Here is a 26,829-nt window from a genome sequence, read left to right on the forward strand (position 1 = left end):
TAGTTCACCACATAAGTTATGAGGGGTAATCAATGTAATATTGTAGGTTGGGCTGTTCGCGCAAGCGTTGCGAAGCAAAACGTAGTGGAGCCTCGGCACCCGCGTTGGGTTGCGCTATGTCCTGTCGGACAGGCTTCGCCAACGCTTAACCCAACCTACGAAGAGGTATTTTAACTCCTCAAAATTAATGTGGTGGAATACTAATAGTTCACCACATAAGTTATGAGGGGTTTGTTCGTCTACCGAGGTGCTGTAGAGACGTTATACATAACGTCTCTAGACAATTTTGGGAAAAAACTAACCATTCAAAATTAATGTGGCGGAGTACTAGTATAATTTTCATTATTAAAGGGTAAATTACCATCCCAAAAATCGCGCTGCTTGATAAAATATAAAACTAGCTATCCAAGCTAAACCTAAAGACCAAACTATTGATAACCAAGTAAATTTATCGCTTTTAGATTCGCTTTTAATTATGGCAACTGTGGACAAACAAGGAACATAAAGCAGGGTAAATAACATAAAACTATAAGCTTGTACCCAGTCAATTTGTTCGGCAATAAGTTTTGCAAGTCCGGCTTCTGATTGAGCGCTATAAATAATAGCTAAACCACCTAAGACAATTTCTTTAGCAATAAATCCAAAAATCAAAGCTACTGCTAATTGTGAATTGATTCCCAAGGGAGATAAAATTGGTTGAGTAACATGACTAATCATTCCAGAAATTGTTTGAGAACTTGCTGGTGGTACGTTAGTAGGTAAGTTATTACATAGCCAAATTATCACTACTCCAAAGATAATAAATCTCCGCGACCAAAATAAAAAATTTGTCGCTTCATTCCAAGCTCTGGTTATCATTTGTTTGATAGTCGGGAAGCGATAGGGAGGTAATTCTAATACCATTGGTTCAGAATTAGGGAACATTCCTTTAAATAATGCAGCGGTTAAAATTGCCGCAGCAAAGCTAAATAAATAGAGACTAAATAGGACAATTGGTGCTTGTTTGGGTGTGAATAATGCCGTTGTCATGAAGATAAATACATTCAATCTTGCAGAACATAAAGAAAAGGGAATTACCAACATTGAAAGCATTCTTAAAGCTGGCGATCGCATTACTCTTAATCCCATGATTGCAGGGACATTACACCCAAATCCCATCAATGACATGACAAAGGAACGTCCATCTAAACCTAATCTTTCCATGAATGCGTCCATTAAAAAAGCGGAGCGGGATAAATAACCGCTATCTTCAACTATTCCCATACAAATAAAGAATAAAAAAATCACGGGAATAAATGCTGCAACTGTTCCAATTCCTTCGTAAATACCTTCAACAATAAAATTATGCCAAAATGTTCCTAACCAAGGTAAATAATTTAATAAAGGTTCTAATCCATTATCTTTTAACCAAGCTAGTCCATCTGTCAATAAATCTTGCAATGGTATTCCCAAAGCATAGATAAATTGAAATATGAAAAACATGGTGATAAAAAATATTGGTAAACCAAAAATAGGATGGAGAAATATTTTATCTAAGCGAGTTGTCAAATTTTCGGAAATTTCGCTGTCAGTTGTCACTGCTGCGGTTAATATTGATTCCATCTCGGAATTTATTTCAGTTTCCGATGGTAATTTTTCGCTGACTTTTCCTACCGTTATCGATTGATTTTGCTGTTGTAAATGTTCAGCAATTATTTGAAATGCTTTATCGCAACCCTCTCCATATTTAGCACTAATGGGAATGACTGGTATTTGCAAATGTTCGCTGAGTTTTTCATAGTTAATAGTGACACCAAAACTTGGTGCTTCATCTGCCATATTTAACAATAATACTGCGGGTAATTTTAAACTTTTAATTTGTAAAGCTAAACTAATTTGTCGCTCAATTTGAGTAGAGTTAAGAATAATAATAATTAAATGAAGTGGTGTGGTTTCTAAAAAGTTTTGCACGACAACTTCATCTTCCGAAAAGCCTCGTAAATCATATATTCCTGGTAAATCTACTACTTGCGTTGGTTGTTCATTTAAGCTAACTTCTGCCATCATTAAATCAACGGTCATTCCTGGCCAATTACCAATAGTCGCTTGAGAACCTGTAAAGCGATTAAAAAAGGTCGATTTACCTGTATTTGGCATTCCTAATACGGCAATTTGTTTGAGTTCGGTAGATAAATTATCTGCGGATATAGAAGAAGGATTACAGTGAGTCATTGAGAATTTTGGATTTTAGATTTTGGATTTTAGATTGTGAATGCGATTCTAAATGATTTTTTATTTTATGCTGATTAATCTCTACTGACTTGAATTGCAGAAGTATCCCGACGACGTATCATCACTTCTGTTGTTCCAATTTTGATGTGTAACGGACCATTTAACCAGGCTTTTCTAAGTATTTTGATGCGTTTCCCTGGACGAAAACCTAAAGCTAACAAACGCTGCTGTAAACTTGCTTCACCTGATAATTCTAAAATTACTGCTGTTTCTCCTACTTTCAAGTTACAAAGTTCAATGTTTGTCATAAATATCAAAAGTTTTATTTATTAATAATATGATGTCCTGTCAAAATGCCGATATGATAGTCGTTTTAGAACAAGGAAGAATTATCGCAACTGGAACTCATTCAGAATTAATTGCTATCAGTGGCAGATACGCCTATTTACATAGTATGCAGTTTCCCCAATAATCGTGGGGTTAGAAGTCGGGTTTTTACAACAATTCTTAGTTATTACACAACATTTATCCTAAAAACCCGACTTGTGTGGTAGTGGGGTTAGAAGTCGGGTTTTTACAACATTTGTCCGAAAAACCCGACGAATGTGATAATCAGGTTATTACTCCCTATTCCCCCCAACCCTATTCCCTACTCCCCCCAACCGTCTATTGAGATTATTTATGTATGAGTTGAGAAATCACAATTAGCTCTCTTTACCTTAAAGTTGTAAAATTTGGGTTAAGTTAAACCAAAATATAGAGTTTCTCCTCATACACAAGGTAATCGGCATGACAGCAACAACACCCAAAGCAACATCAATTCCCAAGTTTTGTGAAGGTATTCAATATTTTGGGGAAGCTTTACCCGATTTTGATCAATACGGTAAACAAAGCGCTATCGAAAAAGGTCAAACTGCTATTAGCGATACTCAAAATGCAACAGCAATTTACCAAACTTTACTTTATGCCGATGCTTTACGTTATTTAACATTACAAATTACTGGAAGTAAAGCTTCAGGACATCCGGGTGGTTTTGCATCTCAAGCGGAAGCTTACGCTGCTTTAGTCATGCTGGGTTACAAGAATATTATCACCGAAGTGGGACATCATGCCCCCGGATTTTATAGTGCCATGTTTCTTGACCGTTCGCTAGAAGACATGGGTATTATCACTGTAGAACAATTACGGGAACGTTATCGCGAAAAACACGGACTACTCGGACATCTTTCAGGTATGATTCCTGGTATTCTTGCACCTGCGGGTCCTTTAGGTCAAGGTCAACATTTTGCAATGGCTGCGGCTTATTTGCATCAAGATAAATTATTCCCCTTTACTGTTGGTGATGGAGGTTTAGGGGAACCTTATATCATCAGTTCAATGGCACACTTTAACACTGCTTTCCCTAAAATTACCAATTTCCTCCCAGTGTTGGTGTGGAATGGTTATAGTCAGGAACATCACAGTATGGTTTCCTTGAAAACCAACGAAGAGATGATCAATTATTGGCGCGGAAACGGTTTTGAGGAAGTCATTTTAGTTAACGCTAAAGACTTTGACGACCAAAATCAACCAGGGGAATATGTTGATAGTACCGAATTTTCCTTTGAAAAAAGATTGGAATTTACTTCATCCGTGATTGAAGGAGTCGATCGAGCCGCAAAATCTGCCCTTGGTGGTAAACTAACCGTATTTATTATTAAACAACTCAAAGGTGCGGGAGTTCACGCTACAGGTTCCAAATCCCACAACCTTTATCCCAAAGATACTTTAGATGCACCTCATATGGTAGAAGCATTGAAAAAACGCGCTCTACCCGTAGAAGCTTGGGAATTAGTGCGAACAAATTGCGATCGCGCTGGTGGTGGTCCGGCTGGGAAAACTGCGGTGACAGAATTTGAGTTACAATTATCTGAACTAGGTGAGTTGCCTTTGCAAGAGTTTGAAGTTGGTGGAGAAGCGAAAGTTTCTACTACCGCTATGGGAGTTTTAGTAGGGAAAGTCGGACAAGCTGACAAGAATTTCTTAGTTACCAACGCTGATGGAAATGCTGCATCTGGTATTGGTAATATTAACCAGGCTTTAAAAATTATCCACCCGACAACAGATGACACTTACAACCAAGCTCCCCAAGGACAAGTTTACGAACCCTTGAGCGAAGATGCTTGTGCTGGTTTAGCAGCGGGTTTATGCTTGATGGGAGGACGCAGTTTGTGGTGTTCTTACGAATCCTTCGCCATCAACGGTTTACCAATTTGGCAAACTGTAACTCAAGCAATGGCAGAATTACGTCGTTCTACACCTTCTACAATAACTTTATTTACCGCTGGTGCATTAGAACAGGGACGTAATGGATGGACTCATCAACGTCCAGAAATCGAGGCTTACTTTGCTTCAATGATGCGTAATGGCAACATTTTCCCACTTTTCCCCACTGATGCCAATAGCATCCAAGCTTGTTACGAATGGGCATTGACTACTAAGAACAAAGGAATTGTCATTACCGCGAGCAAATCACCTTTACCGATTCTTACCACCTTTGAACAAACCCGTCAAGCTTTAAAAGATGGTGCGATAGTTTTACAAGAAACCACTGGAAATAAGCAAGTTGTCTTTGCAGTTATTGGTGACATGATGTTAAAGCCAGTATACGAAGCTGCGGAATTATTACAACAACAACGTATAGGAGTCAAAATCGTTTCTATCATTAACCCCCGTCGTTTATATCGTCCTCATGATGTTGCTTGGGATGCCTGTTCCCAAGCAGACGGCGATTTTCTCGATGATGCAAAATTTACCGAAATGTTTGATGGAGATGCCTTAATTGGTGTTACCGGCGGTGCAGCAGCGATGTTAGAACCCGTGATGCTACGAAGTAATTGTCAAAGAGACACTTTTGCATGGAAACGCGGAGAAACTACTTCAAGTGCAGGTGAATTAATGGCATTTAACGGTTTGACTGCGGAAGCTTTGAAAGAAAGAGCAATCAACTTAATCGGTTAAGTTTTATCATAAATTGGAAATTTTTGTAGAGACGTAGCACTGCTACGTCTCTAATCATTTGATATTTTTATTCGCCAATGCCGGGTTTGTTAATTACGAATTCGTATTATTATATATTTTTAACGCAAAGAAACGCAAAGGTACACGCAAAGGAGCGCGGAGTTTTTACTTATCACAATTGGGGTTTTGAGATTTTAGATTCTTCTAAGTACTACCAATAAGTACTACGAACATTCAAAAGTTAGTACACTATAAAGTCTTTAACAATTCATAAAGTTTCGTTATCCAATTAATCAGCATTTGCAATGGAACAGTTAGAACCTACACATTTAACTGTCTCCACAACTTGAACTTCGTTTTTCACAAGTATATTAAACTTGGGTTGCCAAACGTAGAGTTGATAAACTCCCAATAACAGCAATACACTACCTATTTGTATAAATGATGGAGCCAATACAAACCCCATGATCAAAAGTATTGCTCCGGTAAACACTACTGCAATACGATAGACTTCTTCGGCTATCTTCAATCCCAGCCATATAGTACCCAAAGCAAGAATCAATAGCATCAGATAAATTGCAAGCATTTTTATCTCCTGAACAGTATTTACTCATAATTATCTATCGCTCTAATAAGATAACAACTATTTTGGTATTATATGACAGTTGTTTTACAATTCTAAATATCAATCTTTAAAGCTATTGAAAAAAGTTATTGAATATAATTACTTCAGTAATATCAACCTAACCAAAAGGATAAATTGCGAATACTATCGATAATGGCATATAGCTATCAGCATTAGCACAAGTTTCATTTTGATAATATGGATATATATTTTTATATTTTTATAGAATCATAAACTAAAATTACAAATACTTCGTTCAACACCTTGAGTAACAAGCCAAAGTAGAAGTTTTTAACTAATTTAAAATCATAAATATGGTACCAATGCTGTTCAAAACTTACTCTCACCCAAATAAAGAGATGATTTTTTTTAATGTTGATGATTTTTATTTAGTTATACGATTAATAGTACTCAAAACTAGTTTTGAACGCATACTCCCAAAGTAGTATTTACAAATGCCCTTCGCGATCGCCGAAGGCGGCTCCTGAAGGAGCATCGCAAACACACTTTTGCCGGAAACTCCATAGCCTTTGTATTTTAGTTATATCTGTAATACACTTACAACTCTGATAAAAACCCGACTTCTTGAACATCGAACTGACGTTAAAATAGATAATCCCCCAAACCTTATATACTCCAAAGGCTCAGGGGAAGTTCAAATGTTGCAGCAAAAAGTGAATTACTATTTAACTTAACACCTTATAGCTTAATCCTAAGCTAAGAAAAGGTTAATTTTTGTTTAAGACATCGGAATATGTACGCAGCAAAGATAATTTTTTCTTTACTATCGCCCTATATAGCGTAATATTAAATTATTTTGAATTGCTTTTAAAGGCAGCAATTACACTTGACGGATTTGATATTCAATCCGTATTCATTCAGATATTACACTTTAATTCCTAGATTTCCATTAGGGTCAACACCCCCTACTTGTGGTTCTAAGGAGACTTTTTGTAATCGGAGTAAATGCGCCCACAGCAGTGTCTTGGGATAAATTATTCATTAAAAAGCTTCTTGGGATAAATGGGAATGCTTTTTCGAGTTTCTTTTTTAGATGTTGGGTAATTATCCAAGCGGGGGCGAAATTCGACAACATTGCTTTTAATCGTAATGTCGTAGTTGCCAAAAAAGTCGTGTCCTAAAAGTCCATTTTCCAATTCCGAACCGGCGATCGCCACAGGAACTTTCTTAATTTTGACACCACCGGCTTCAATAGAGTCAACGTAGCCAATGGGGAATTCTACAGATTGAGCGCTTGCAGTATTTGCTTTAGCTTTCCCAATGGTAGAAACACCGAGGGAGCTAGCCATCTGCTGAGTAATCACGGTACCGCTAGCACCTGTATCAACAATCATTTCAAATTGCTGTTGTCCATTAAAAGTGACATCAATAATTGGTGTACCACCAATACGTCGTTTGATTGGGGAGCTAAATACCATAGCTTGACGGGTGTCTTCTTGAATCGGTACAGCAGCATATACTTTTTTTGTCTCAACGGGTATTGGTATCGCTTTTTGGGTAGTTGGTGGGGGTAATTGCTGCGGTGCAGCAATGGGAGATTGTAAATTCTGCTGTAATATATTTTCTATCCCTTGAGGAATCTGCATTTTTTGATGTGCAATAGATTCCTTGAGAGGTGGTACTGCGACCACTATTTTTTCAGGCTCTGGTAGTTCTTGGGGTTGAGTAAGCGCAACGGATTTTTCTAAAGCATAATCCAAATGACGCTGATATTCCTTGACTTTTGCTTGGGCAATGGGGTAGTAGCGAGCTTGGGGCTTAACCGTTTTCATCAAATTAATGGCATCTTGATAATAATCAGCCACTAATTTCCAATCTTCCTGAGAATGAGCCGATTGACTGACACTAAAAGCACCCGCAGCTTTGTCCAATGCCATTTCAAAGGAAGTTGGTTCTATAACTTCTTCCGAGGTTTGAATTGAGTTTGGTGCTGAAGTACTAAGGGAACCCACCACAGGGGAAGCATTCGGCACCGCTTGCTGCTGATCAGTGGGAATTTTGGCAATTTTTTGTTCTTGGCTACAAGCAGTACCAGCTATAGTTAGTACGCTCCATAGTAAGATCGACACTCTACGAGAAAACAAAGGCTTAAGCATAATAGTTTTGATTTTACCAAGCCCTTGAGGGCAAAAATCTACTTTCCAATTTTAATTATTTAACATTCATCAAACGCGACTATCTGCCTGATTCTCCGCAATCGGAAAAGCATCTTTGAGGCTCTATGCCCCTTTAACTATTTTAATCAGTAAGAGAGTACAATTTATAGACATAGACTTGTTGCTTCAGTGCTAATGGTAGTTAAAAACAACCCAGAGCGCTATCCGCATTTATAATCATCCCGTTATCATCAAAATAATCATAGAATCTTAAATAGTCGTTATCGATTGGTTAGTAATTCCCAATTCCCAATTCCCTTCTTGCCGATTTACATTTGTAATGTACTTAGAAAAACTGATCAAAATAAAAATAATTTAAGTAAATTAACTCGTGGGATAATTAACTTTCGCTCCTAATAGCTAATCGTTTTATTGCTTATGCCTCTGTTTGACACAACACCTGCTCTACTTGTCCTGGCAGATGGAACCAGCTATCGCGGTTGGTCTTTTGGTGCTAGCGGCACCGCCATGGGAGAAGTAGTTTTTAATACCGGCATGACGGGATATCAAGAAGTAATGACCGACCCTAGTTATTGCGGTCAAATCATTGCTTTTACCTACCCAGAGTTAGGAAATACTGGTGTCAATCTCGAAGATGCCGAGTCAGATAAACCACATTTACGGGCTTGTATTGCTCGAAATATTTGTGACCAACCGAGCAACTGGCGAGCAACTCAATCTTTACCGGATTACTTAAAACAGCATCAAATACCTGGTATATATGGTATCGATACTCGCGCATTAACTCGTAAAATACGTAATTTTGGAGCCATGAATGGCGGTATTTCTACTGAAATACTTGATGCTAATGAATTACTAGAGCAGGTGAATGCAGCCCCATCGATGAGCGGATTAAACCTGGTCACAGAGGTAACGACTTCAGAAGTTTACGAGTGGTCAGAACCCACAATTGCAGCATGGGAATTTAAGCGGGACTTAAAGGAAAACGAAAAATTCACCGTTGTAGCCTTAGATTTTGGCGTTAAACGCAATATATTACGTCGTTTAGCAAGTCATGGTTGTCGGGTAATTGTAGTTCCAGCAAATACTCCAACTTCAGAAATTCTCAAATATAACCCAGACGGAATCTTTCTTTCCAATGGACCAGGAGACCCCAGCGCAGTCACCGAAGGAGTTGAAACCGCTAAAGCACTGTTAAAATCCGAGAAACCCATATTTGGTATTTGTATGGGACATCAAATTTTGGGTCAAGCCTTGGGGGCGCAAACCTATAAACTAAAATTTGGTCATCGGGGGTTAAATCAACCAGCAGGTTTACACAAACGAATCGAAATCACTTCTCAAAATCACAGCTTTGCCATCAACCCCGATTCACTACCTCATAGCGAAGTCGAGATTAGCCACCTGAATCTAAATGACAGTACCGTCGCAGGAGTGAAACATAAATCGTTACCAGTTTTCTCGGTACAATATCACCCAGAAGCTTCTCCGGGACCTCATGATGCAGATTATTTATTTGAGCATTTTGTTCAAGCAATGAGAACAGTTCGTCAAGCAATTACTGCGCGAGTAAGGTAAAAATAGAAAAAGTGAGAAATTGGAGAATTGTGAAAGTTCCAATATTTCACCACCCCTTTCTTTTACAGCAGGGGTTAAAGTAGACAACAGACACAAAAAACATCTATACTTGAGCGTTTGCTTTCACCATGAGGAGGGAATTATTGCTGAGCCACTAAATCTAACCGTTAGCCTGCGAGGTACTCGTGAAGTCCGGGATAACTGTCAGCTATTCCGTCTCACAGGTTTGTTAGACGCATTTTCCGAGCCGACATTTCGTAAGGTACTTAGTAGTAAAATTGATGAAGGTCCGAAAAATATTATTCTGGATCTTTCACAAATTGACTTTGTAGATAGTTCTGGTTTGGGAGCTTTGGTTCAATTAGCCAAGCAGTCTCAAAACATCAAAGGTACCTTTCAAATCGTCACTAACGCCCGCGTTACTCAGACAGTCAAGCTCGTTCGCTTGGAAAAATTTCTTGCCTTACAAACCTCAGTTGATAAGGCTTTAGAAAACACCAAGTCCTCTTGACCGTCAAAAAATTAGCTATCCGATATTTAAATTTGGATAGCTCAATTTTTTTGAATAAATTTTGAATAAATATTAAGCCAAAAAAGTAAAAAATCTAGCAAGCAAATATAACAAAACGATTTTTTGTGATTTATTTGACATTTTCCCCTGACACAAAAATGAAGATTTTTGATTATAACTCTGGTATGATTAAACTGAATATTTTGCAATAGGTATATAAATAATATTAATATTAATGTAATTTATAACTGTTTTCCTTGCGTTTAAAAAATCTTTTCTATTGACAAAATTTAAATTGGCAAATTTACTTACGCTCACAAAAGATTTTTGGTTCGGAAAATTGATGTTAATGAAAATTAAAAATATCAAAAATTTTTGTAAAAATAACGGCAATAAATACGAACTAATAGGAAAATAACAAACGGGTAGTAACTAAATTTTTTCAAGTCATCACCACTCAGATAATTATTAAGCGTATCAGGAATGATTAAGTTGTGAAATCAAAGGAGGAAAATCTTCCAAATTCAAGTTCTGAGAATGTCCCCAAGGATTCATTTGATTCCTATGGAACGACACTAAATGCAGAACAATTGCTACCTAAACTCTCTGAATCACAACTACAGCAGCTTTCTCCTACCGCTCTTGCTTATTTAGGCGATGCAGTTTACGAACTGTACATCAGGAGATATTACTTGTTACCACCCCAACGAGTAGAAAATTATCATCGTTTGGTAGTGGCACAAGTAAGAGCCGAAAAGCAGGCGCAAATGTTAAACTTACTTAGTCAATATCTTAATAATAATGAATTAGAAATTGTCCGCAGGGGTCGTAACGCCGCCACAGGTCGTCCCAAACGTGTAGATCCCCACACATACCAACAAGCTACTAGTCTAGAAACTTTGATTGGCTATTTATATCTCACCAATACCGAACGATTGAGCGAACTTCTGCAAAAACTCATCATGGAGTAATAGCGGAATGTCTAACTCTTGAATGTTCCTAATCCGGCGATGTTCGGATACAAAAAAGGTGAGAGAAAAAGTCCTAAATCTTAGCTCTACCAAATAACCATATGATTGACAAACCAAGAAAAATTAAAATTAATGTTAATGACGAAAATCGCCCACAACCTTTAAAACTAAAAGGTAAGCGTTTTTCATCTCCACCTAAAAGTAAATCTAGAGACAGAAATCATAGCTCTGTAATTGATAAACCTCGTCAAAATAGTTCTAATTTTGAATATTTATCATCCACGGAAGAATCAGAAAATAGTGACTTAATTTACGGTCGTCATCCAGTTTTGAGTACTTTGGAAAACCAAGGTCGTCTCAATCGCGTTTGGATTACTTCCCGTTTACGTTACGATCGCCGTTTTCATGATTTGCTTTTACAAGCTAAAGGGAATGGAACGGTTATAGATGAAGTAGAACCGAGCCGCTTAGACCAAATTACTAGAAATGCTAATCATCAGGGAGTAGCTGCACAAATTGCTCCTTATGAGTATTTTGATTTGCACGATTTGATCGAAAAAGCTTTGGCCGTAACGGATACACCAGTAATAGTTGTGGCTGACGGAATTACCGATCCCCACAATTTAGGAGCAATCATTCGTACAGCCGAATCAATTGGAGCCCAAGGAATGGTGATTCCACAGCGTAGAGCCGTTGGAATTACTTCTACAGTCATGAAAGTAGCGACTGGTGCTTTAGATAATTTTGCTGTGGCTAGAGTAGTTAATCTCAGTCGTGCTTTAGAAGACTTGAAAACCGCTGGTTTTTGGATTTATGGTACTGCGAGTTCTGCGAGCCAACCGATACATACAGTAAATTTTAAGGGTTCCCCAATTGCTTTAGTAATTGGTTCTGAAGGCGAAGGTTTAGGTATGCTCACACAAAAATGCTGCGATGCTTTAGTGTCAATTTCCTTGAAAGGCAAAACTCCCAGCCTCAACGCTTCAGTTGCAGCCGGTATGGTACTGTATGAAATTTATCGTCAGCGCTGGAACGATACGCTTTACTTAGAAAATTTGCCAAAAACCCCTTCCAAAAACCACATATAAAAGAGTATAAAGAAATGTGAAGGGAAAAAACCGACAGTATAGTTCTTTAACAACTAGTATCAACTTTAGTAATTGGCAACAACCATGAACACAATTGGAAATACTTTCAAAGAATTTGTTACCAACATTTTTGATAACTTTGGCTTGGCTTGGTGGGTAGAGATTACGACTCAAAATCCCAAGTGTACTTATTACTTCGGACCTTTTCTTAACGGTACGGAAGCTAAAGCTTCTGTAAAAGGTTATGTCGAAGACCTTGAACTAGAAGGAGCGCAAGGTCTGAAAGTTGATGTTAAGCGTTGTAAACCAAAAGTTTTAACTATTTCTGACGACTTGGGGGAATGGTTTGACCGCAAAGTAAAGCCTGTCTTTAGCGGTCAAATGTAATTAAAGGCTGGATGCATTCAAGTTTTTCAACTTTAGCTGAAAGCTTTCTCTATCAGGCACTGTCGTGTAAAAAAAAAATGAAGTATAAGATATGAATAATCAAGTGAAACTTGACTTTTTTTATACTTTATGCTTCATTTTTTTCAAATTTGTTTACTGTAAGTTGAATTATTTACTGGGCGATTGAAATCGCAGCTACACAGACTAAAGCCGCCTAGGCGGGTTTGAAGATTTCTTAAGTCGGCGTAGGCGGACTTTGGAAGGTGTAGCCGCGACTTCTAGTCGCCAGGGCTATCTAAAACCGCCTACGCGGGTTTGAAGATTTCTTAAGTCGGCGTAGGCGGACTTTGGAAGGTGTAGCCGCGACTTCTAGTCGCCAGGGCTATCTAAAACCGCCTACGCGGGTTTGAAGCTTTCTTAAGTCGGCGTAGGCGGACTTTGGAAGGTGTAGCCGCGACTTCTAGTCGCCAGGGCTATCTAAAACCGCCTACGCGGGTTTGAAGATTTCTTAAGTCGGCGTAGGCGGACTTTGGAAGGTGTAGCCGCGACTTCTAGTCGCCAGGGCTATCTAAAACCGCCTACGCGGGTTTGAAGCTTTCTTAAGTCGGCGTAGGCGGACTTTGGAAGGTGTAGCCGCGACTTCTAGTCGCCAGGGCTATCTAAAACCGCCTACGCGGGTTTGAAGATTTCTTAAGTCGGCGTAGGCGGACTTTGGAAGGTGTAGCCGCGACTTCTAGTCGCCAGGGCTATCTTTATCTACAATCCTACAGTTTGGGGATTATCCTTTAACCAACAGTCAATATCGCTTAATACTTGGTGGGGAATTTCCCACGGAAACAGATGGGCAGTATTTGGATAACGATGTAATTTACAATTGTGCAGGTGCTGGGAAGTTTCCAAACTGCTTTCAAATGTAATGTGTCTATCTTCTGCACCCGCAAGAACCAAAGAAGGACATTGAATTTGGCTTAAATCATTAACTTTGTTGTATCCAGCCCGAATTGCCGAATAAAGAGCGCTAGTTGAATAATTAGAAGTTTGTAAATAAGCCGGTATCGCATCACGGGCAATATAGCTGTAAGCAGTGGGAGTATGTTGTTGAATTAAGTAGCGAAAAAGAGAACGCTTTCCAAAGATATCGATGTTCCACTGCCAATTCGGATTTACCAAACTTAAAAGAGCAGCAATACCCGTATAAAGATTATCTTGCCATGTAATAGGTGGATGATTGCCGCGAGGTTTTGCGGCTGTCGCGACTAAAATCAACCCACTGACTCGCTGTGGAAGTCGCAGCGCTAATTCCATCGCTAAAATGCCGCCTAAAGACCATCCTAACACTAAACATTTTTCAATCTGAAAGCGGTCTAAAAGGGCTTCTAAGTCGCTTAAATGGTCGGTCATAGCAAAATTTTCCGAATAGCGACTTTTGCCATATCCCCGCAAATCTGGAGCGATAGTTTGAAAGCGCTTTGATAAACTATCGGTAAATACAGAAAGACTCAAACCCGAACCGGGATGTCCGTGTAAGCAAAGAATAGGGAACCCTTGACCTTGAGTATAAGCGTTGAGGTGCATCGGGGAAACAGTTATCAGTTATCAGTGAACAGTTATCAGTGAACAGTTATTATCTAGAGTATGTGATTTAGCAATTGAGATCTATGAGAAAAAAAGATTAGGTTTAGATTCTCCAATAAGAAAGTAGAAAGCTTTAATGGTCCTTAACAGCATAGCTTTTGATTAGTCACTGTTCACTGTTCACTGCTAACTGTTAACTGATTCTTGATATCCTCCAGCATAAGTAATAACGCACATCTGCCTGTAGGTGGTGTGAATTCCGAAAGCAACACCGGATACTTTAAAATCGGGGTTAAACATATTTACTCGATGACCGCGATCGCTAACTCCATCATCAATAATAAGCTGCATGACGATATCCCTGGCTGTATGGGAACCGTAGCTGATATTTTCCCCAGCAGTAACTTGCCATTTTCCGTAGCGGTTTAAACGTTTAAAAGGGTCGCTGTTATCGCTACCGTTGTGACCAACGATACCTTTAGGACCTTGGTCTTTAACATGATCTTTCGCTGCCATTGACATTCCTTTGGAAGCAGTTAAAGAAGGTACGGGAGAAACCGTTTTTAGATAGCTAATCGCTTCATCAACAGCAGGAACGCCTTCTTGAGTTATTAAATAAACATTTTGAGAAATTTTGACCCGTTTACCTTCAAAGCGTTTTCTATAATCCTCTAATATAGCAGCATAAGCTTTTGGATTCGTCCGAGCTAAATTCATTTCGGCAATTACTCGCTGTTCCAAAGGTGAAAGATGATCGGAGCGCATCAGTGAATCAGGAGATTTTAAGGGAGCTTCCGGTACTGGAGATATTGGTGGTTCAAGAATTTCGACAGCGGAACATCCAGCAAGTAGGCTAAAAGGAGCTACCCAATAAAGCATCCGACGCATCAAGAACCTCATAAACCGGGAGAATGGAGTTTAAGTATATATCTAGATTCATGATGTTAGCATCAGTTTCCTGAATCCGGGGATTCCCACTTTCAGAAGTCGGGTTTTTAAGTTAAATCTCTTCGAGAGACAAGACAATCATCGTAAAAAACCCGACTTCTCACCCCACTTACGTTGTATCAATTACTCATTACTAATTGCTCAACTTTGGAAAGAAACTCATGTTCCAAATAAGGTTTAGTTAAGTAGGCATTTGCTCCTAATGCTTGTGCAAGCTGACGGTGTTTTTCGGCACTACGAGAAGTCAGAACAACTACGGGTAGATTAGCTAAATCCGAATTTTGGCGTAGGTTACTTAATAATTCAAAACCATTCATTCGGGGCATTTCTAAATCGGAAATCACCAAATCAATTTGGGGATGGTGCTGTAATTTTTCTAAAGCTTCTACACCATTTTGGGCTTGTATTACTTGATAACCGTATTTTTGTAAAGTCAAGGAAATAGTTTGCCGCAAACTAATTGCATCATCTACTACTAAAACTATTTTTGGAGATTTGACCGGATTTTCTGAAGTAATTTGAGGATTATTTGTAGATTTAGAAGCAGTAAGTAGCGCTTTAGATGTAACAATTTCTCCCGACATTTGTAAAGCTTTCTTATTTAAAGAAGCGGAGGATGGTAGCACCATATAATCAATTGATGCCTGCATTTCGCTCATAGATGGTAACAAAGTACCATCTATGACTAGGATTAAATTACCATTCGCTAAACTGCTACAACCATAAACATATTTTGGTGGAGCAATTGCTTGACCTAAAGGTCTAACTACTAATTCTTGTTCGCCGATAATTTGGTCAATTTCTAAACCTAAAATTTGGTCATTATTGCGTAGTAATAGTATAGGATTTACGGTTTGTTCGGCATGATTAATTACAGATTGATTATGTAAAATGTTTTCGCTATTAAATGAGCGATTATATTGGATTAAATCTGAAAGATTGAGCAAGTTTACCATACGCTCTTCTTTACCAGTATTCCAGTAAAGAACTTTTTTATTTTCAAACTGTTTAATTTGTTCGGGAGATGGAAGCAATATTTTCGCAATACTGTCTAACAGCAGTGCGTAAGCAGCACCTCCCGTTTGAACTATCATTAATTTTTCAGTAGTCATAGAAAAAGGCATTTTGAGTACAAATGTTGTTCCTTGCTGGGGTTGTGAGTAAACTGCAATAGAACCATTGAGTGCTTGTAATTGAGCGCGGACAATATCCAACCCAATACCCCGCCCAGAAATATCGCTGACTTTACTAGCAGTGGAAAATCCTGGTGCAAATAAACAATCTAATAATTCTTCCATCAATATTGAATCGTGTTTATCAAATTCCCTATCTTGACGTAAAAATCCTAATTCGATTGCTTTAGCGCGAATTTTTTCAAAATTTAATCCTCCACCATCATCTCGAACTTCGATCACAGTCTGAGAACCTCGATTGTAAGCACAAATTTCGATTAAACCTTGTTCTGATTTACCGCGATCGCAACGAACTTTGGCTGGTTCGATACCATGATCGTAGGAGTTCCGCACCAAATGTAATAATGGTTCATAAAGCTTTTCAGCAATTGCTTTATCTACTAAAACTCCACCACCACTCAGTTGTAATTTGACATTTTTACCGTGAACGTTGTTGAGATTTTGTACCATTTGGGGAAAACGATTTAAAATATTACCCAGAGGTAACATTCTTGCTTCAACTAAATTATCAATAATAGCGAGGGTTAATCGCTGTTTTTTATCGTGAATTTGACTAGATTGCTGAACAATTACATTTGCTGATTCGATAATTTCCTGTAATTGAATTGCTTGTTCGGTAACTTCATGCAATCCTAAATGGAACTCTGTGTAGTCATCCATTTCTAAACAATCAAAATCTACAAAGGCAACGTTCAGGGTATTTCGCGATACTAAATTTGGAGAATATAGAGGTAATTCTTGTAATTGTTCTAGAGTTTGTTGATGTTTTTGTAATTTTTTGGATAACTGTTTAATTATTTCTCTAAGCTGCTCATCTTGAGAAGTTCGACGCTTTTGATAAATTAGTAATTCTCCTGCTAAATAATTAAGCCGCTGTAAACTTTCTACATCTACACGTACAAAAGCAGGTAGTTTAGAATTTCTAACAGTTGTTGGCGATTTTTCTTCGATTTTATGTTCAGTTTTAGTAACTGAATTAATTGGAAATTCTATAATTGTTTCGCAAGAATCTCCATCTATATCATTATCATCAATACAGGCTAATGATTTAGACTTAGTAAGTCTATTTACTACAGTATCAGATTCAAATCCCGTTTTTGTATCTTCAATAGTATGGTTATTTATAATTGAATTTACCGGGGAAAGTCGTTCAGCACTGGTACTATTGTTGCACGGCGGAGTAAGGGTGACTTCTTCTCCCCAAATTGCTTCTACAATATTTTCATTTTGGTTTACAGCAATTGTAGGAGATGTTTTTTTTATTTCTAATAATTTTTTTAATTTTGGACTATCAAGCCAATTTTTTTCTTTAGCAGCCACAGGAGAATAATTTTTATATTGTTTTGCAATATCTGCAATTTTGGTTTGTAAAGTTTCAATTACCAAGTAATTTTCTAGATTACCTTGATAATATTTAAATTTGGCAACTGCTAAAAGTACCGTTAAAATACCACCAATACGGTAAAGGTAGAGATTTTGACTATCAGAATCATCTTGCAAAAATTCAATAAATTCTTGTAGCCAATTCTCGACATACTCCATAGATTTTTCAACATTATCCTTGGGAATAAGTAGGTGCAAGCCAAGGTTTTCTTTTGGAATATCTAATTCATGGTTAAACCAACTTAAAATATACCGAATGACTTTTAAATGAAACTTTGCTGACTTTGGCTTGAGAGGTTCGTTATCGAGATTACCTGTTGTAAAAAACTCATATAATTGTTCTATCTCCTTTCTTAAAGATATAGAAAAAGATTCAGTTTCTAATGATTCATTTTTTGAATCTACAGATAAATCTTCTGTCTCATCTTGATAATTAACTGCTCCAGGCTGCAAAAAAGCAAGTAAAGCCTGTGAAGGTTCTCCACCACGTTCGCGATCGCCATTTAAAACAGCTTTTCGTGCTTGCTGTAAATCCCGATTTGCAATTTTAGCAATTTCCAAGGCTTGAGAAGGATTAGCCTCTAATGCAGCAAGAATAGCTTGAGTAATTTGGCCAAAGCCAGGTAAATTTAACGACTCGGATAGTCCAGTAAAAACTTCAGCTTGAGTGCGTAAAAAACCGGCAATTTCGGTAGTTGCGGGAGGATTTTTGAGTAACTCTTGAATACTATCTATACGTTGAGTTACACCTGTTTCAAAAATTGATAATACAATATCAAAACCTAATTCCTCAGAAGTAGGAATATGAGCTTCAGCACCAAAGGCATCACCGAGTTTTTCTTGTAACTGTGCAAATACCGAGGCAGCTCGCTGCATCAATTCATCATCATCAATTTTAGTCCCCATCATTTCCGAAGTTAAGCATAATTGCAAACACTCGAAAGCTTGTAATAGTAAAGAGTACAAATGAGAATCAATTTCTACTTCAGGATTATATAAAGCTTTAAAAACATCTTCTAAAGAATGAGCGATTTTAGTAATTGATTCTAGTTCAACATTAGCAGCCCCACCTTTAAGTGTATGAGTAGCTCGCATTAAATTATGCACTTTATTGGTACTTCGCTCTTCAACTAAACTAAAAAGTTCTTGTTCAATAGTTTGCAGTAATTCTGGAGCTTCACTGAGAAAATAAAGATATCCTTGTTCGCGGATCGAAGAGTCGGTAATCATGATTTCAATTTTGGATTTTGGATTTTAGATTTTGGATTTTGAGGACACTGGGATTCTGGTGGTTTCCCCAATGAGCCAGTGTCGAGGATTTTAGGCTTTGCTACATAAGAGCATAAATTTACCTTGACAAATTCATAAATTCAATCAGCAAAGCCCATCAGATTTTAAATTTTGGACTTTGGATGTTGGGATTTAATACGTAAAGTTTTAATAGATGCAACAGTCATTGCTAAAATCTCGCTAGTTTCCGACATCAAGTTAGTTAATTTTTCTTGTGGGATTAAAGCTGATTCAACAATCAGTTCCATCCAGTAAAGACTTTCATCTGCTTCTTCTTCAACCAAGCTCAATTTGGCAATAATATCGGCAGTTGATTTAGCCCGACAAGCTGAACGGTAATTAGCACCTACAGAAGTTGCCGAACGAATTAATTGCTTGCTAATAATTTGAGCAGTTAAGTTATGGGGAAGTGCTTCTATTAAACGGATTACTCGCAACGCTAGCTGCTTAGTTCTCCTCTTGAATTCCACCTCATTCATAATCCAAAATCTAAAATCTAAAATCTAAAATTCAATTGACTTTAAACTTACTTACACTTGCTAACAATTCCTGTCCCATTTCAGATAACTGTTGGAAGACTACGGCAATGTTGTTAGTTTCGGTGGAAGTTCTTTCGGAAATCTCGGCTACATCTTTCATGGATGCTGTGGCGGATACTGATTGCACCATTTGGGTTTGGGTTGCATCGGTAATTCTTTGGAGTAATTCGCTGATTTCGGCAGTTGCATCAACAATGTCGTTGAGGTTCTGTCTGGTTTCGTTGACTAAATTGGTACCTTCTACTACTTGCTGAATACCTGTTTCCATTGCTACTGCTACTTCACTGGTTTCTTCTTGGATTTCTTGGACTAGTTTTTCAATTTCGATGGTTGCTGCTGCTGATTGACGAGATAAAGAGCGTACTTCATCGGCTACTACTGCAAAGCCTTTACCATATTCACCTGCACGGGTTGCTTCAATTGCTGCGTTCAAAGCTAGTACGTTGGTTTGAGTTGCAAAGTTGCTGATTAAGTTTACTACCTTGGAAATTTTCTGGGAGGATTCACTCAGACGTTTAATCTTTTTACTGGTTTGAGCAACTGTTTCGCGGATTGCTTGAATCGCTTCTACAGTCATATTCATGGCTGCATCGCCGGAATCTACGGTTTGGTTGGCTTTTTGGACTGCAATTTGTACTGATTCGGCATTTGATACTACCTCTTGAGTAGAATCAACCATCTGTTGAATTTCGGTTAAAGAGCCGCTAATTTCTCTTGACTGTTGTTGTGCTAATTCTGTTAATCCAGTCAGGGATAGGTTGCTTTGCACGGAAGTTTCCGCAACTTGTTGGGCGGCTGCTTGTACTTGCAGAACAATTTGCCGCAATGCTTGTAGAGTATTGTTATAAGCATCAGCGATGGTACCTAGTTCATCTTCAGTAATCGGCGCACGTACTGTTAAATCGCCGTTTAAAGCAGGTCTAACTGCTGCTAAAAGTTCCATGGCTCCTTTTTGCAAAGACTCTCTAGCTTGCTTCTCTCGTGCTGCTGCTTGTGCTACTTGTGAAGATTGTGTTTGTAATTGTTGCAGGAATTCAGCTTGTTGTAGGGCTACACTTAATTGATTGGCAATTTGGGTCAACAAGTTAACTTCTGTGTCTTCCCATTGGCGAGGAGCGTCATTCTGATAAGCTGCGAGCATTCCCCAAAGTTTTTGTCCTTGATGAATGGGGACAATAGCATAAGCTTTACATTGATATTGCTCTAATACCTGAAGATAACACTCGTTAAATCCTCTGGCGTATATATCAGACACAACATAAGCTTGATTATCAGTAATATTACCAGCTAAAGAACTTTGTAAGTAAGGGTCAGCAGTACTTTTATCGACTTCGCTATTTTTGAACAAAGTTCGCATTCGACTACAGCTATTAATACTTTCTTGTAAGCGTTGAATGTGATGTTGTCTCTCTACTAAGGGGAGCCAACCGGGACTTACAGATTCGGAAACAAATTCCCCGCTGTAGTCTGGATTGAGTCGATATACTGCGACGCGATCAGTATTTAATAGCGCTCGCACTTCTTGAGTAGTAGTTAAAAAGATACTCTCCATATCGAGAGATTGCCGAATTTTGTCAATCACTTTGGCTACAGTGCGATCGCGTTGCACGGCTTTAGCCATTTTTTCAGATTGCTGCTGATATTTATCTAATGTTTGTGTCTGTTGCATTGCGACAGCGAGCAATACGGCAATTTGTTCCATTGCGCTGATTTCAAATTCCTCCCAGTGACGAGTTCCGGAATGTTGATAAGTCGCTAGCAATCCCCAAAGTTTATCACCTTGAAAGATGGGAACGGTAAGATAAGCTTTAGCTTCAAATTGTTCTAATAATTCCATGTAGCAAGGAGGGAACCCTGCTTTTTCTACATCATCAACAACGAAACTGGTTTTTTGTTTGTAGCGACCACCTTGATTGTCTTGAATATAAGTATCCTTTTCTTTATATACTGAAGCAAGGCTGCGGATAGAGTCGCAATGACCGTTCTCTTTCAATAAAGCTTGGTCAATTTCTTTTTCTATAAAAGGTTTCCAGTTTTTACCGATAGATTCTACAATAAATTCACCGCTCCAATCCTGATTAAAGCGATAAACAACAGTACGATCTGCTTCCAATAAGCGACGGACTTCGTAAGCAGTTGTTTGCAGAATTTGACTAAATTGTGAAGAATCTGTACCTTTTTGTGTGAGCCCTTCTCCAATTTTGCGAGTCAGAATAATTAGACTTTGCTGACGTTCCGCTGTTTTCGCTAATTTTCGCGATTGCTCTTCAGTTTGCTCTAAGAATTCTGCTTGGGATACAGCTACACCTAAGTTAATTGCAATTTGGCGCAACAATTTAACTTGCTCTTCTTGCCATTTATAGATATCAGCGTTTTGATAAGCACCTAGTAAACCCCATAATTTCTGTCCTGAAAACACTGGAGCAATTACGTAGGCTCTGACTTGAAACTGTTCCAAAATTTCTATATGACAAGGAGCATGATTCATTTCATAGATATCATTTACTACCAAGGTTTCATGCTGACGATAACGTCCTCCTTGAGTTTCTTGTAAATGAGTATCTTCCCAGACAGTTTTAATACCAGCACCAACCAGAGGAACCCAACCATTAGCCACAGATTCAGCGATAAATTCCCCGCTCCAATCAGGATTAAAGCGATAAACAGCTAAACGATCGCATTGAATTAATTGACGGACATCCTGGGTAGTAGTACGGAACAGCTTATCAAGACTAGAGGCTGACTGAATCTTTTCAATTACTTTTGAGATCGATTTAAACTCTTGTGATTGCTGCTGTAATTTTCTTTGCAACTCAAAATTTTGCAATTTATGAGAAAATTCAGCAGTTACTTGAGTTAACAAGCTAATTTCCCATTCTTCCCACTGACGTGGTGTTTTACAACTGTGTATCCCCAGTAATCCCCAGATTTCACCTGCAACTAAAATTGGAATGGTTAAACTAGCTGTAACTTGGAATTTTTCTAACAACTGAGCTTTGTAAGCCGTCAGTTCAATTTCTTTAATATCCTTGATACTCAGAGATTCTACATATTCTTCTCTTGCGTCTAAACCAAAAATCATAGTCGGGAGAATTTCATCCTTGGTAGGTGTCCAACCCTGACTCATTGATTCTCCAATAACGATACCTGATGATGATGAATCAAAACGATAAATCAACACGCGATCGCTTTTTATTTTCTTTCTAACTGCTGCGGTTGTAACTTTTACTAATTCTTCTAATTCTTTTAGTTGACGAATTTGATCAACAATTGACGATAAATGTATTCGCCAATTTTTAAATTGCTGCTCGATATTTTTTAAATTAGAAACTTGTTGATTGAATTCGCTGACTTTATCAGACTTTTCAATATTATCGAAATGATGTCCGTTTTCGGTATTTTCTTGATATGCGCTGGTCATTGGAGGTACCTAAAATATTTATATTTGTTATGGGTAATGGAAAAATATTATTTTTATGGCTATTGGCTATTAATTATGAATTGACCATAAAGGAGATTGAATAATCGCAGACGCATCTAAGTTGACAATCATTTCTTCTGAAGAATTAATAAAATATCCTTGTACAAAAGGAGCAACTTCTTGAGAAACTAATTCGGTTGATGGTGGTTTCATTTGTTCTAAACTAAACTCTTCGATATCCATAATTTGCCGCACCAATAATCCCAAGGATTTACCTTCTTTCTCCAATACAATTGTCATCATTTTTGAAACAAAATTACTGCCATCAGAACAAGGTAAGTAACCTAGCATTGCTTCTAAATCAATTAACCAAAGCATCTCACCGCGCCAATTATAAATGCCAAATACACAGCTTGGCATTTGGGGAACGCAGCAGACTTCATTCAAGGATACAGGTAAAATTTCTGTCACGTTTTGCAATGAAATAATTGCTGTATTTTGTATACCCAAGTTAAAGCTTAAAAACTTTTCTGAACTGTCCAAGATGATTGTTCCTTATACAGGTTTATTTCTATGTTTTAAAGGAGAGTTATTAACTTTTAACGGGGAAAAGTTGAGAGTACGGGAGCTTCTTATTCCCTATTCCCTACTCCCTTTTATTCCTAATCAACTATTTATTCAATTTTTGTAGAACTCCTTCTAATTCTTCCTTTTGTACCGGCTTAGAAAGATAAGCATCAGCACCTAACATATCACCCCACATTTTATCTACATCAGTATTTTTTGTAGAACAGAAAACCACTGGAATAGTTTTGGTATTAGGATTATTTTTCAGTTCTCTGCAAATTTCAAAACCGCTTTTTCCAGGTAAAATTACATCCAGAAATATCAGATCAGGTTTATTTTGAGTGATTTTTTCTTGAGCCTCTTCACTACTTGTTGCTCCCATGACGCTGTAGCCTGCTTGCTCTAAATAACGGCTAATCACCTGCATATCAGTTAAACCGTCTTCAACAACCAAAATCGTACTCATAGCGATTACCTATCAAATTTATTTAACAACAGAAAAAAACGGCTATTGAGCATTTAAATTAGATATTTTCCTCTTGGACTTTATCTAATTTTCATGCATATAAAGTTAATTAAGCTTCAGTGTAAATACTTATGCTTGACTCGAAGGAGATTTAATAAATAGGCTAAAAGAATGTTGCTTATAAAAACAAATAAATTAAGAATGTCCAAATGACATTTGTGCATTTAAATTACCCTTAGCACTAGTCGGTGATTGAGGCTGTATATACTTACGAATTACTCCCAGTACTTTATCGGCAACTACAGGCTTGGTAATAAAATCCGTGGAACCAACTACCTTGGCACGAACTCGGTCAAACAATCCATCACTGCCCGTAAGAATAATTACTGGTGTGTTTGTAAAAACTGAAATCCGGCGCAATTGAGCGCAAATCTCGTAACCACTAGCAACTGGCATCACCAAATCTAAGAAAATTAAGTCTGGTTTATTTTCAATCAAAACTGGTAAAGCCTGCACGGGGTCTTGAATTTTAATAAACCTTAGTCCTTGAGGAACAAGAATTTGTTCGAGCATCTGACAGACTTGAGGACTATCATCTACACAAGCTATCAATAGACCACTAGGTGGTTCCGGTTCCGGTTCCACTATCGGTATATTTTGACTCTCACCTATTTTGAAGGGCAAATCGGGGACTTTGATCAGTTCGACGATTCCTTTGAGGACGTAAGGTAGTAATGAACGAGCTATAGGTAAGGGACTTTGCTTCATTTTGACGGCTAAATCCCGCAGGGTGTATTTCCCGTTCATCAAATTCACAAAGTTTTTGTAGACAGCTGGACTTACCATTTGCTGTAACTGTTCGGCTCTGCGGAGAATTGGAGCCAAATCGGGAGAAAAATTTGCCAAACCGGCTTCAGACCAATTTTTCCAACTGTCTTCCATGAACTTCAGAGACATATCTGCACTTGTAAAGCTCATCGGCGCTTCCAATATCACATCAGCACTGCGATCGCACTGAATTTGATTAAAATGTGCTTGTTGAGCTAAATCAAACAGCAGCTCTGCGATAGTTCTTTCTACAACAGAGTTAATATACTCGCGCTTGATTTTCTGCTTTTCATGTAAAATTTCCAGCAGTCTATAATCCCAATAATCATTTGAGATTGATATTTCTGTGGAATTTAACTCCATATTGTCAATATCAATATCCGGGCAATGTTGAGTCATGTGTCTGCGCCAGCGTCGGAAGGGATGGGTCCCTCCAGTTGCCCAAACTATACGACCCAATCGGTAGTAAAAAACCCATTTATTCCCTTTGGAACTTTTGATGTTTAATTTGCCACTGTATTGTAATCGAGTACAAGTTTTAAATTCATCGAGCAATTGACTCGATACCATCATTTCCGGATGGCTCATACTTTATTCCCTTTGTTAATAGGTCTTCCCTTAAAAGTCCAAAATAGCTATACAGCTATTCAGGAGATACTTGATTGAATGGAATCCAATAAGCAAACCGACTCCGGATAGCGACCCTAATTTGATGTAGTGGTTAATAACGTTTCTTGTTTAAGACCGAGAACATTTACAATATACATTTATAGGAATATAGAAAAATTCTATTCATAGAATTTCTATCTTATTTTATATATTTGTTAACATTCCACTAATCATTTCAAGAATTGCTATACCCCAATACGAGGATGCACCCAATAGTTACATATAATTTTAGACTCTTCACAGTATAATAAAATCCGTGTTTATTCTGATTTTGTTTTTTTGGGATTCTCTTGTTTGTACGGATTTTAGCTTACATTATCAATTAAATTGTTTACCAAAGATTATCAATTATATTGTGATATTTTTGGATTTATAGTAAGTAATAGCACGTAAAAAATCTCGTTTTATCTGGTTTTATAGATAATTAAAATTGAGAGACGTGAAATTTCACGTCTCTACAAGCGGTTGCAACAAATTTAATTTTCTGCTTGAATTGCTTCTCTGAGATTTCCTTGATGCTGCAAGAGCAGTTTATCGGCTTGTTCTTTGTCCAAACCTGTTTCGTGCATCAAAACTGCTAATTTTACCCATTTGCCGCTACGTTCTAGTAAAATGTCAGCAGTTTCACGACTCAAAGAAGTTAAATCTTGCAAAATTCGTAAAGCGCGATCGCGTAACTTTTGATTTGTGACTGCGACATCTACCATGCGATTACCGTACACTTTACCAAGTTTTACCATTACGCCGGTAGAAAGTATATTTAATGCTAATTTGGTGGCTGTACCGGCTTTCAGACGAGTGGAACCAGCTAGTATTTCTGGCCCTGTAAGCAAACGAATATCAACGTCTACTTGGATACTGACTTGCTCCGATGGAACGCAAGCGATAAATATTGTGGTAGCACCACGGCTGTTAGCTGCGTTTATCGCACCGTGGACAAAGGGAGTGGTTCCACCTGCGGTAATACCTACGACGACATCAAGCTGAGTAATTTCTCGTTGAGCGATTGTAGCTGCACCGTCTTCAGCGCGGTCTTCTAAGTCTTCAGAACTACGTACTAATGCACCAGCACCACCAGCAATTATACCTTGGACTAGTTCGGGAGGAGTACAAAAAGTCGGCGGACATTCAGCAGCATCTAATACACCCAATCTACCGGAAGTACCCGCACCTACGTAAAACAAGCGTCCACCTTTTTGAAGACTTTGGGCTGTCAAATCAATCGCTTTTGCTAAGTCTTGTTTTGCCGCAGCTACCGCAGCAACAGCTTTTGCGTCTTCACGATTAAACAGTTCGACAAATTCGACGCTAGTTAATTGGTCTAAATTTAGACTATCGGGATTAACTTGTTCGGTTAGTAAGTGTCCGCGCTCTTGCAATGCCATGTGTTTTTTATCCTTGATTTATTGTCATTGTCATTTGCCCTTCGTCCGAGGACAAA

20 protein-coding genes are annotated in these 26,829 nt (G+C 38.1%); 7 read left to right on the plus strand and 13 right to left on the minus strand.

Features of this window, described 5'->3' with window-relative positions; all coding sequences use genetic code 11:
* Nucleotides 1–357 precede the first annotated feature (357 nt).
* Nucleotides 358–2,211, minus strand: a complete 1,854-nt coding sequence (gene feoB, locus IQ247_RS12785; RefSeq protein WP_193920495.1) for a ferrous iron transport protein B — start codon at nucleotides 2,209–2,211, stop codon at nucleotides 358–360.
* A 74-nt stretch (nucleotides 2,212–2,285) separates the two neighbouring features.
* Entirely contained in the window at nucleotides 2,286–2,519 is a 234-nt protein-coding gene (locus IQ247_RS12790; protein ID WP_193920497.1) for a FeoA family protein, read from the minus strand.
* Between the two features lie 29 nt (nucleotides 2,520–2,548).
* Here IQ247_RS12790 and IQ247_RS33135 point away from each other — a divergent pair, with 29 nt between their 5' ends.
* Together IQ247_RS33135 and IQ247_RS12795 are read left to right on the plus strand one after the other, a co-directional pair.
* Nucleotides 2,549–2,683: a hypothetical protein gene (locus IQ247_RS33135; protein WP_265579684.1), complete on the plus strand. Its 135-nt coding sequence runs from the start codon at nucleotides 2,549–2,551 to the stop codon at nucleotides 2,681–2,683.
* Nucleotides 2,684–3,000: 317 nt separating this feature from the next.
* A complete protein-coding gene (locus IQ247_RS12795; RefSeq protein WP_193920499.1) occupies nucleotides 3,001–5,211 on the plus strand; it encodes a phosphoketolase family protein in 2,211 nt (736 codons plus the stop codon).
* Between the two features lie 289 nt (nucleotides 5,212–5,500).
* On the opposite strand, the gene IQ247_RS12800 is transcribed toward IQ247_RS12795, so the two are convergent.
* Together IQ247_RS12800 and IQ247_RS33395 are read right to left on the minus strand one after the other, a co-directional pair.
* Nucleotides 5,501–5,797 carry a hypothetical protein gene (locus tag IQ247_RS12800; RefSeq protein ID WP_228059701.1) on the minus strand — a complete coding sequence of 99 codons (297 nt, stop codon included), beginning with the start codon at nucleotides 5,795–5,797 and terminating at the stop codon, nucleotides 5,501–5,503.
* Nucleotides 5,798–6,831: 1,034 nt separating this feature from the next.
* Nucleotides 6,832–7,926 carry a retropepsin-like aspartic protease family protein gene (locus tag IQ247_RS33395; RefSeq protein ID WP_193920501.1) on the minus strand — a complete coding sequence of 365 codons (1,095 nt, stop codon included), beginning with the start codon at nucleotides 7,924–7,926 and terminating at the stop codon, nucleotides 6,832–6,834.
* 465 nt (nucleotides 7,927–8,391) lie between these two features.
* On the opposite strand from IQ247_RS33395, the gene carA reads away from it, so the two are divergent.
* From carA to IQ247_RS12830, 5 genes are all read left to right on the plus strand, one after another.
* On the plus strand, nucleotides 8,392–9,552 hold the full coding sequence (carA, locus tag IQ247_RS12810; RefSeq protein WP_193920506.1) for a glutamine-hydrolyzing carbamoyl-phosphate synthase small subunit: 1,161 nt from the start codon (nucleotides 8,392–8,394) through the stop codon (nucleotides 9,550–9,552).
* Between the two features lie 19 nt (nucleotides 9,553–9,571).
* Nucleotides 9,572–10,063 carry an STAS domain-containing protein gene (locus IQ247_RS12815; RefSeq protein WP_322745497.1) on the plus strand — a complete coding sequence of 164 codons (492 nt, stop codon included), beginning with the start codon at nucleotides 9,572–9,574 and terminating at the stop codon, nucleotides 10,061–10,063.
* Between the two features lie 494 nt (nucleotides 10,064–10,557).
* Nucleotides 10,558–11,034 carry a Mini-ribonuclease 3 gene (locus IQ247_RS12820; RefSeq protein WP_193920507.1) on the plus strand — a complete coding sequence of 159 codons (477 nt, stop codon included), beginning with the start codon at nucleotides 10,558–10,560 and terminating at the stop codon, nucleotides 11,032–11,034.
* A 101-nt stretch (nucleotides 11,035–11,135) separates the two neighbouring features.
* Nucleotides 11,136–12,122 carry a 23S rRNA (guanosine(2251)-2'-O)-methyltransferase RlmB gene (gene rlmB, locus IQ247_RS12825; RefSeq protein ID WP_193920508.1) on the plus strand — a complete coding sequence of 329 codons (987 nt, stop codon included), beginning with the start codon at nucleotides 11,136–11,138 and terminating at the stop codon, nucleotides 12,120–12,122.
* Nucleotides 12,123–12,206: 84 nt separating this feature from the next.
* Nucleotides 12,207–12,509 (plus strand): DUF1816 domain-containing protein, encoded by a 303-nt coding sequence (locus tag IQ247_RS12830; protein WP_193920509.1) that lies wholly within the window; start codon nucleotides 12,207–12,209, stop codon nucleotides 12,507–12,509.
* A 756-nt stretch (nucleotides 12,510–13,265) separates the two neighbouring features.
* On the opposite strand, the gene IQ247_RS12835 is transcribed toward IQ247_RS12830, so the two are convergent.
* The 9 genes from IQ247_RS12835 to murQ all read right to left on the minus strand — a co-directional run bounded on the left by IQ247_RS12835 (nucleotide 13,266) and on the right by murQ (nucleotide 26,773).
* Nucleotides 13,266–14,084, minus strand: coding sequence for an alpha/beta fold hydrolase (locus tag IQ247_RS12835; RefSeq protein WP_193920510.1), 819 nt, complete (start codon nucleotides 14,082–14,084; stop codon nucleotides 13,266–13,268).
* Nucleotides 14,085–14,270: 186 nt separating this feature from the next.
* A complete protein-coding gene (locus IQ247_RS12840; protein ID WP_228059702.1) occupies nucleotides 14,271–14,984 on the minus strand; it encodes a CAP domain-containing protein in 714 nt (237 codons plus the stop codon).
* 167 nt (nucleotides 14,985–15,151) lie between these two features.
* Nucleotides 15,152–18,838, minus strand: a complete 3,687-nt coding sequence (locus IQ247_RS12845) for a hybrid sensor histidine kinase/response regulator (RefSeq protein WP_193920511.1) — start codon at nucleotides 18,836–18,838, stop codon at nucleotides 15,152–15,154.
* Nucleotides 18,839–19,002: 164 nt separating this feature from the next.
* Nucleotides 19,003–19,377 (minus strand): four helix bundle protein, encoded by a 375-nt coding sequence (locus tag IQ247_RS12850; RefSeq protein WP_193920513.1) that lies wholly within the window; start codon nucleotides 19,375–19,377, stop codon nucleotides 19,003–19,005.
* A 31-nt stretch (nucleotides 19,378–19,408) separates the two neighbouring features.
* The gene (locus tag IQ247_RS12855) at nucleotides 19,409–22,858 is read right to left on the minus strand and encodes a GAF domain-containing protein (protein WP_193920521.1); all 3,450 of its coding nucleotides are present in this window, start codon (nucleotides 22,856–22,858) and stop codon (nucleotides 19,409–19,411) included.
* 69 nt (nucleotides 22,859–22,927) lie between these two features.
* Entirely contained in the window at nucleotides 22,928–23,401 is a 474-nt protein-coding gene (locus IQ247_RS12860) for a chemotaxis protein CheW (protein WP_193920523.1), read from the minus strand.
* Between the two features lie 127 nt (nucleotides 23,402–23,528).
* Nucleotides 23,529–23,891 (minus strand): response regulator transcription factor, encoded by a 363-nt coding sequence (locus IQ247_RS12865; RefSeq protein ID WP_193920528.1) that lies wholly within the window; start codon nucleotides 23,889–23,891, stop codon nucleotides 23,529–23,531.
* Between the two features lie 195 nt (nucleotides 23,892–24,086).
* On the minus strand, nucleotides 24,087–25,307 hold the full coding sequence (locus IQ247_RS12870; protein ID WP_193920530.1) for a response regulator: 1,221 nt from the start codon (nucleotides 25,305–25,307) through the stop codon (nucleotides 24,087–24,089).
* 557 nt (nucleotides 25,308–25,864) lie between these two features.
* Entirely contained in the window at nucleotides 25,865–26,773 is a 909-nt protein-coding gene (murQ, locus tag IQ247_RS12875) for an N-acetylmuramic acid 6-phosphate etherase (RefSeq protein WP_193920532.1), read from the minus strand.
* Between the last annotated feature and the right edge of the window lie 56 nt (nucleotides 26,774–26,829).

Source organism: Plectonema cf. radiosum LEGE 06105, from assembly GCF_015207665.1.
Taxonomy (GTDB): Bacteria; Cyanobacteriota; Cyanobacteriia; order Cyanobacteriales; family Nostocaceae; genus Rivularia; species Rivularia radiosa_A.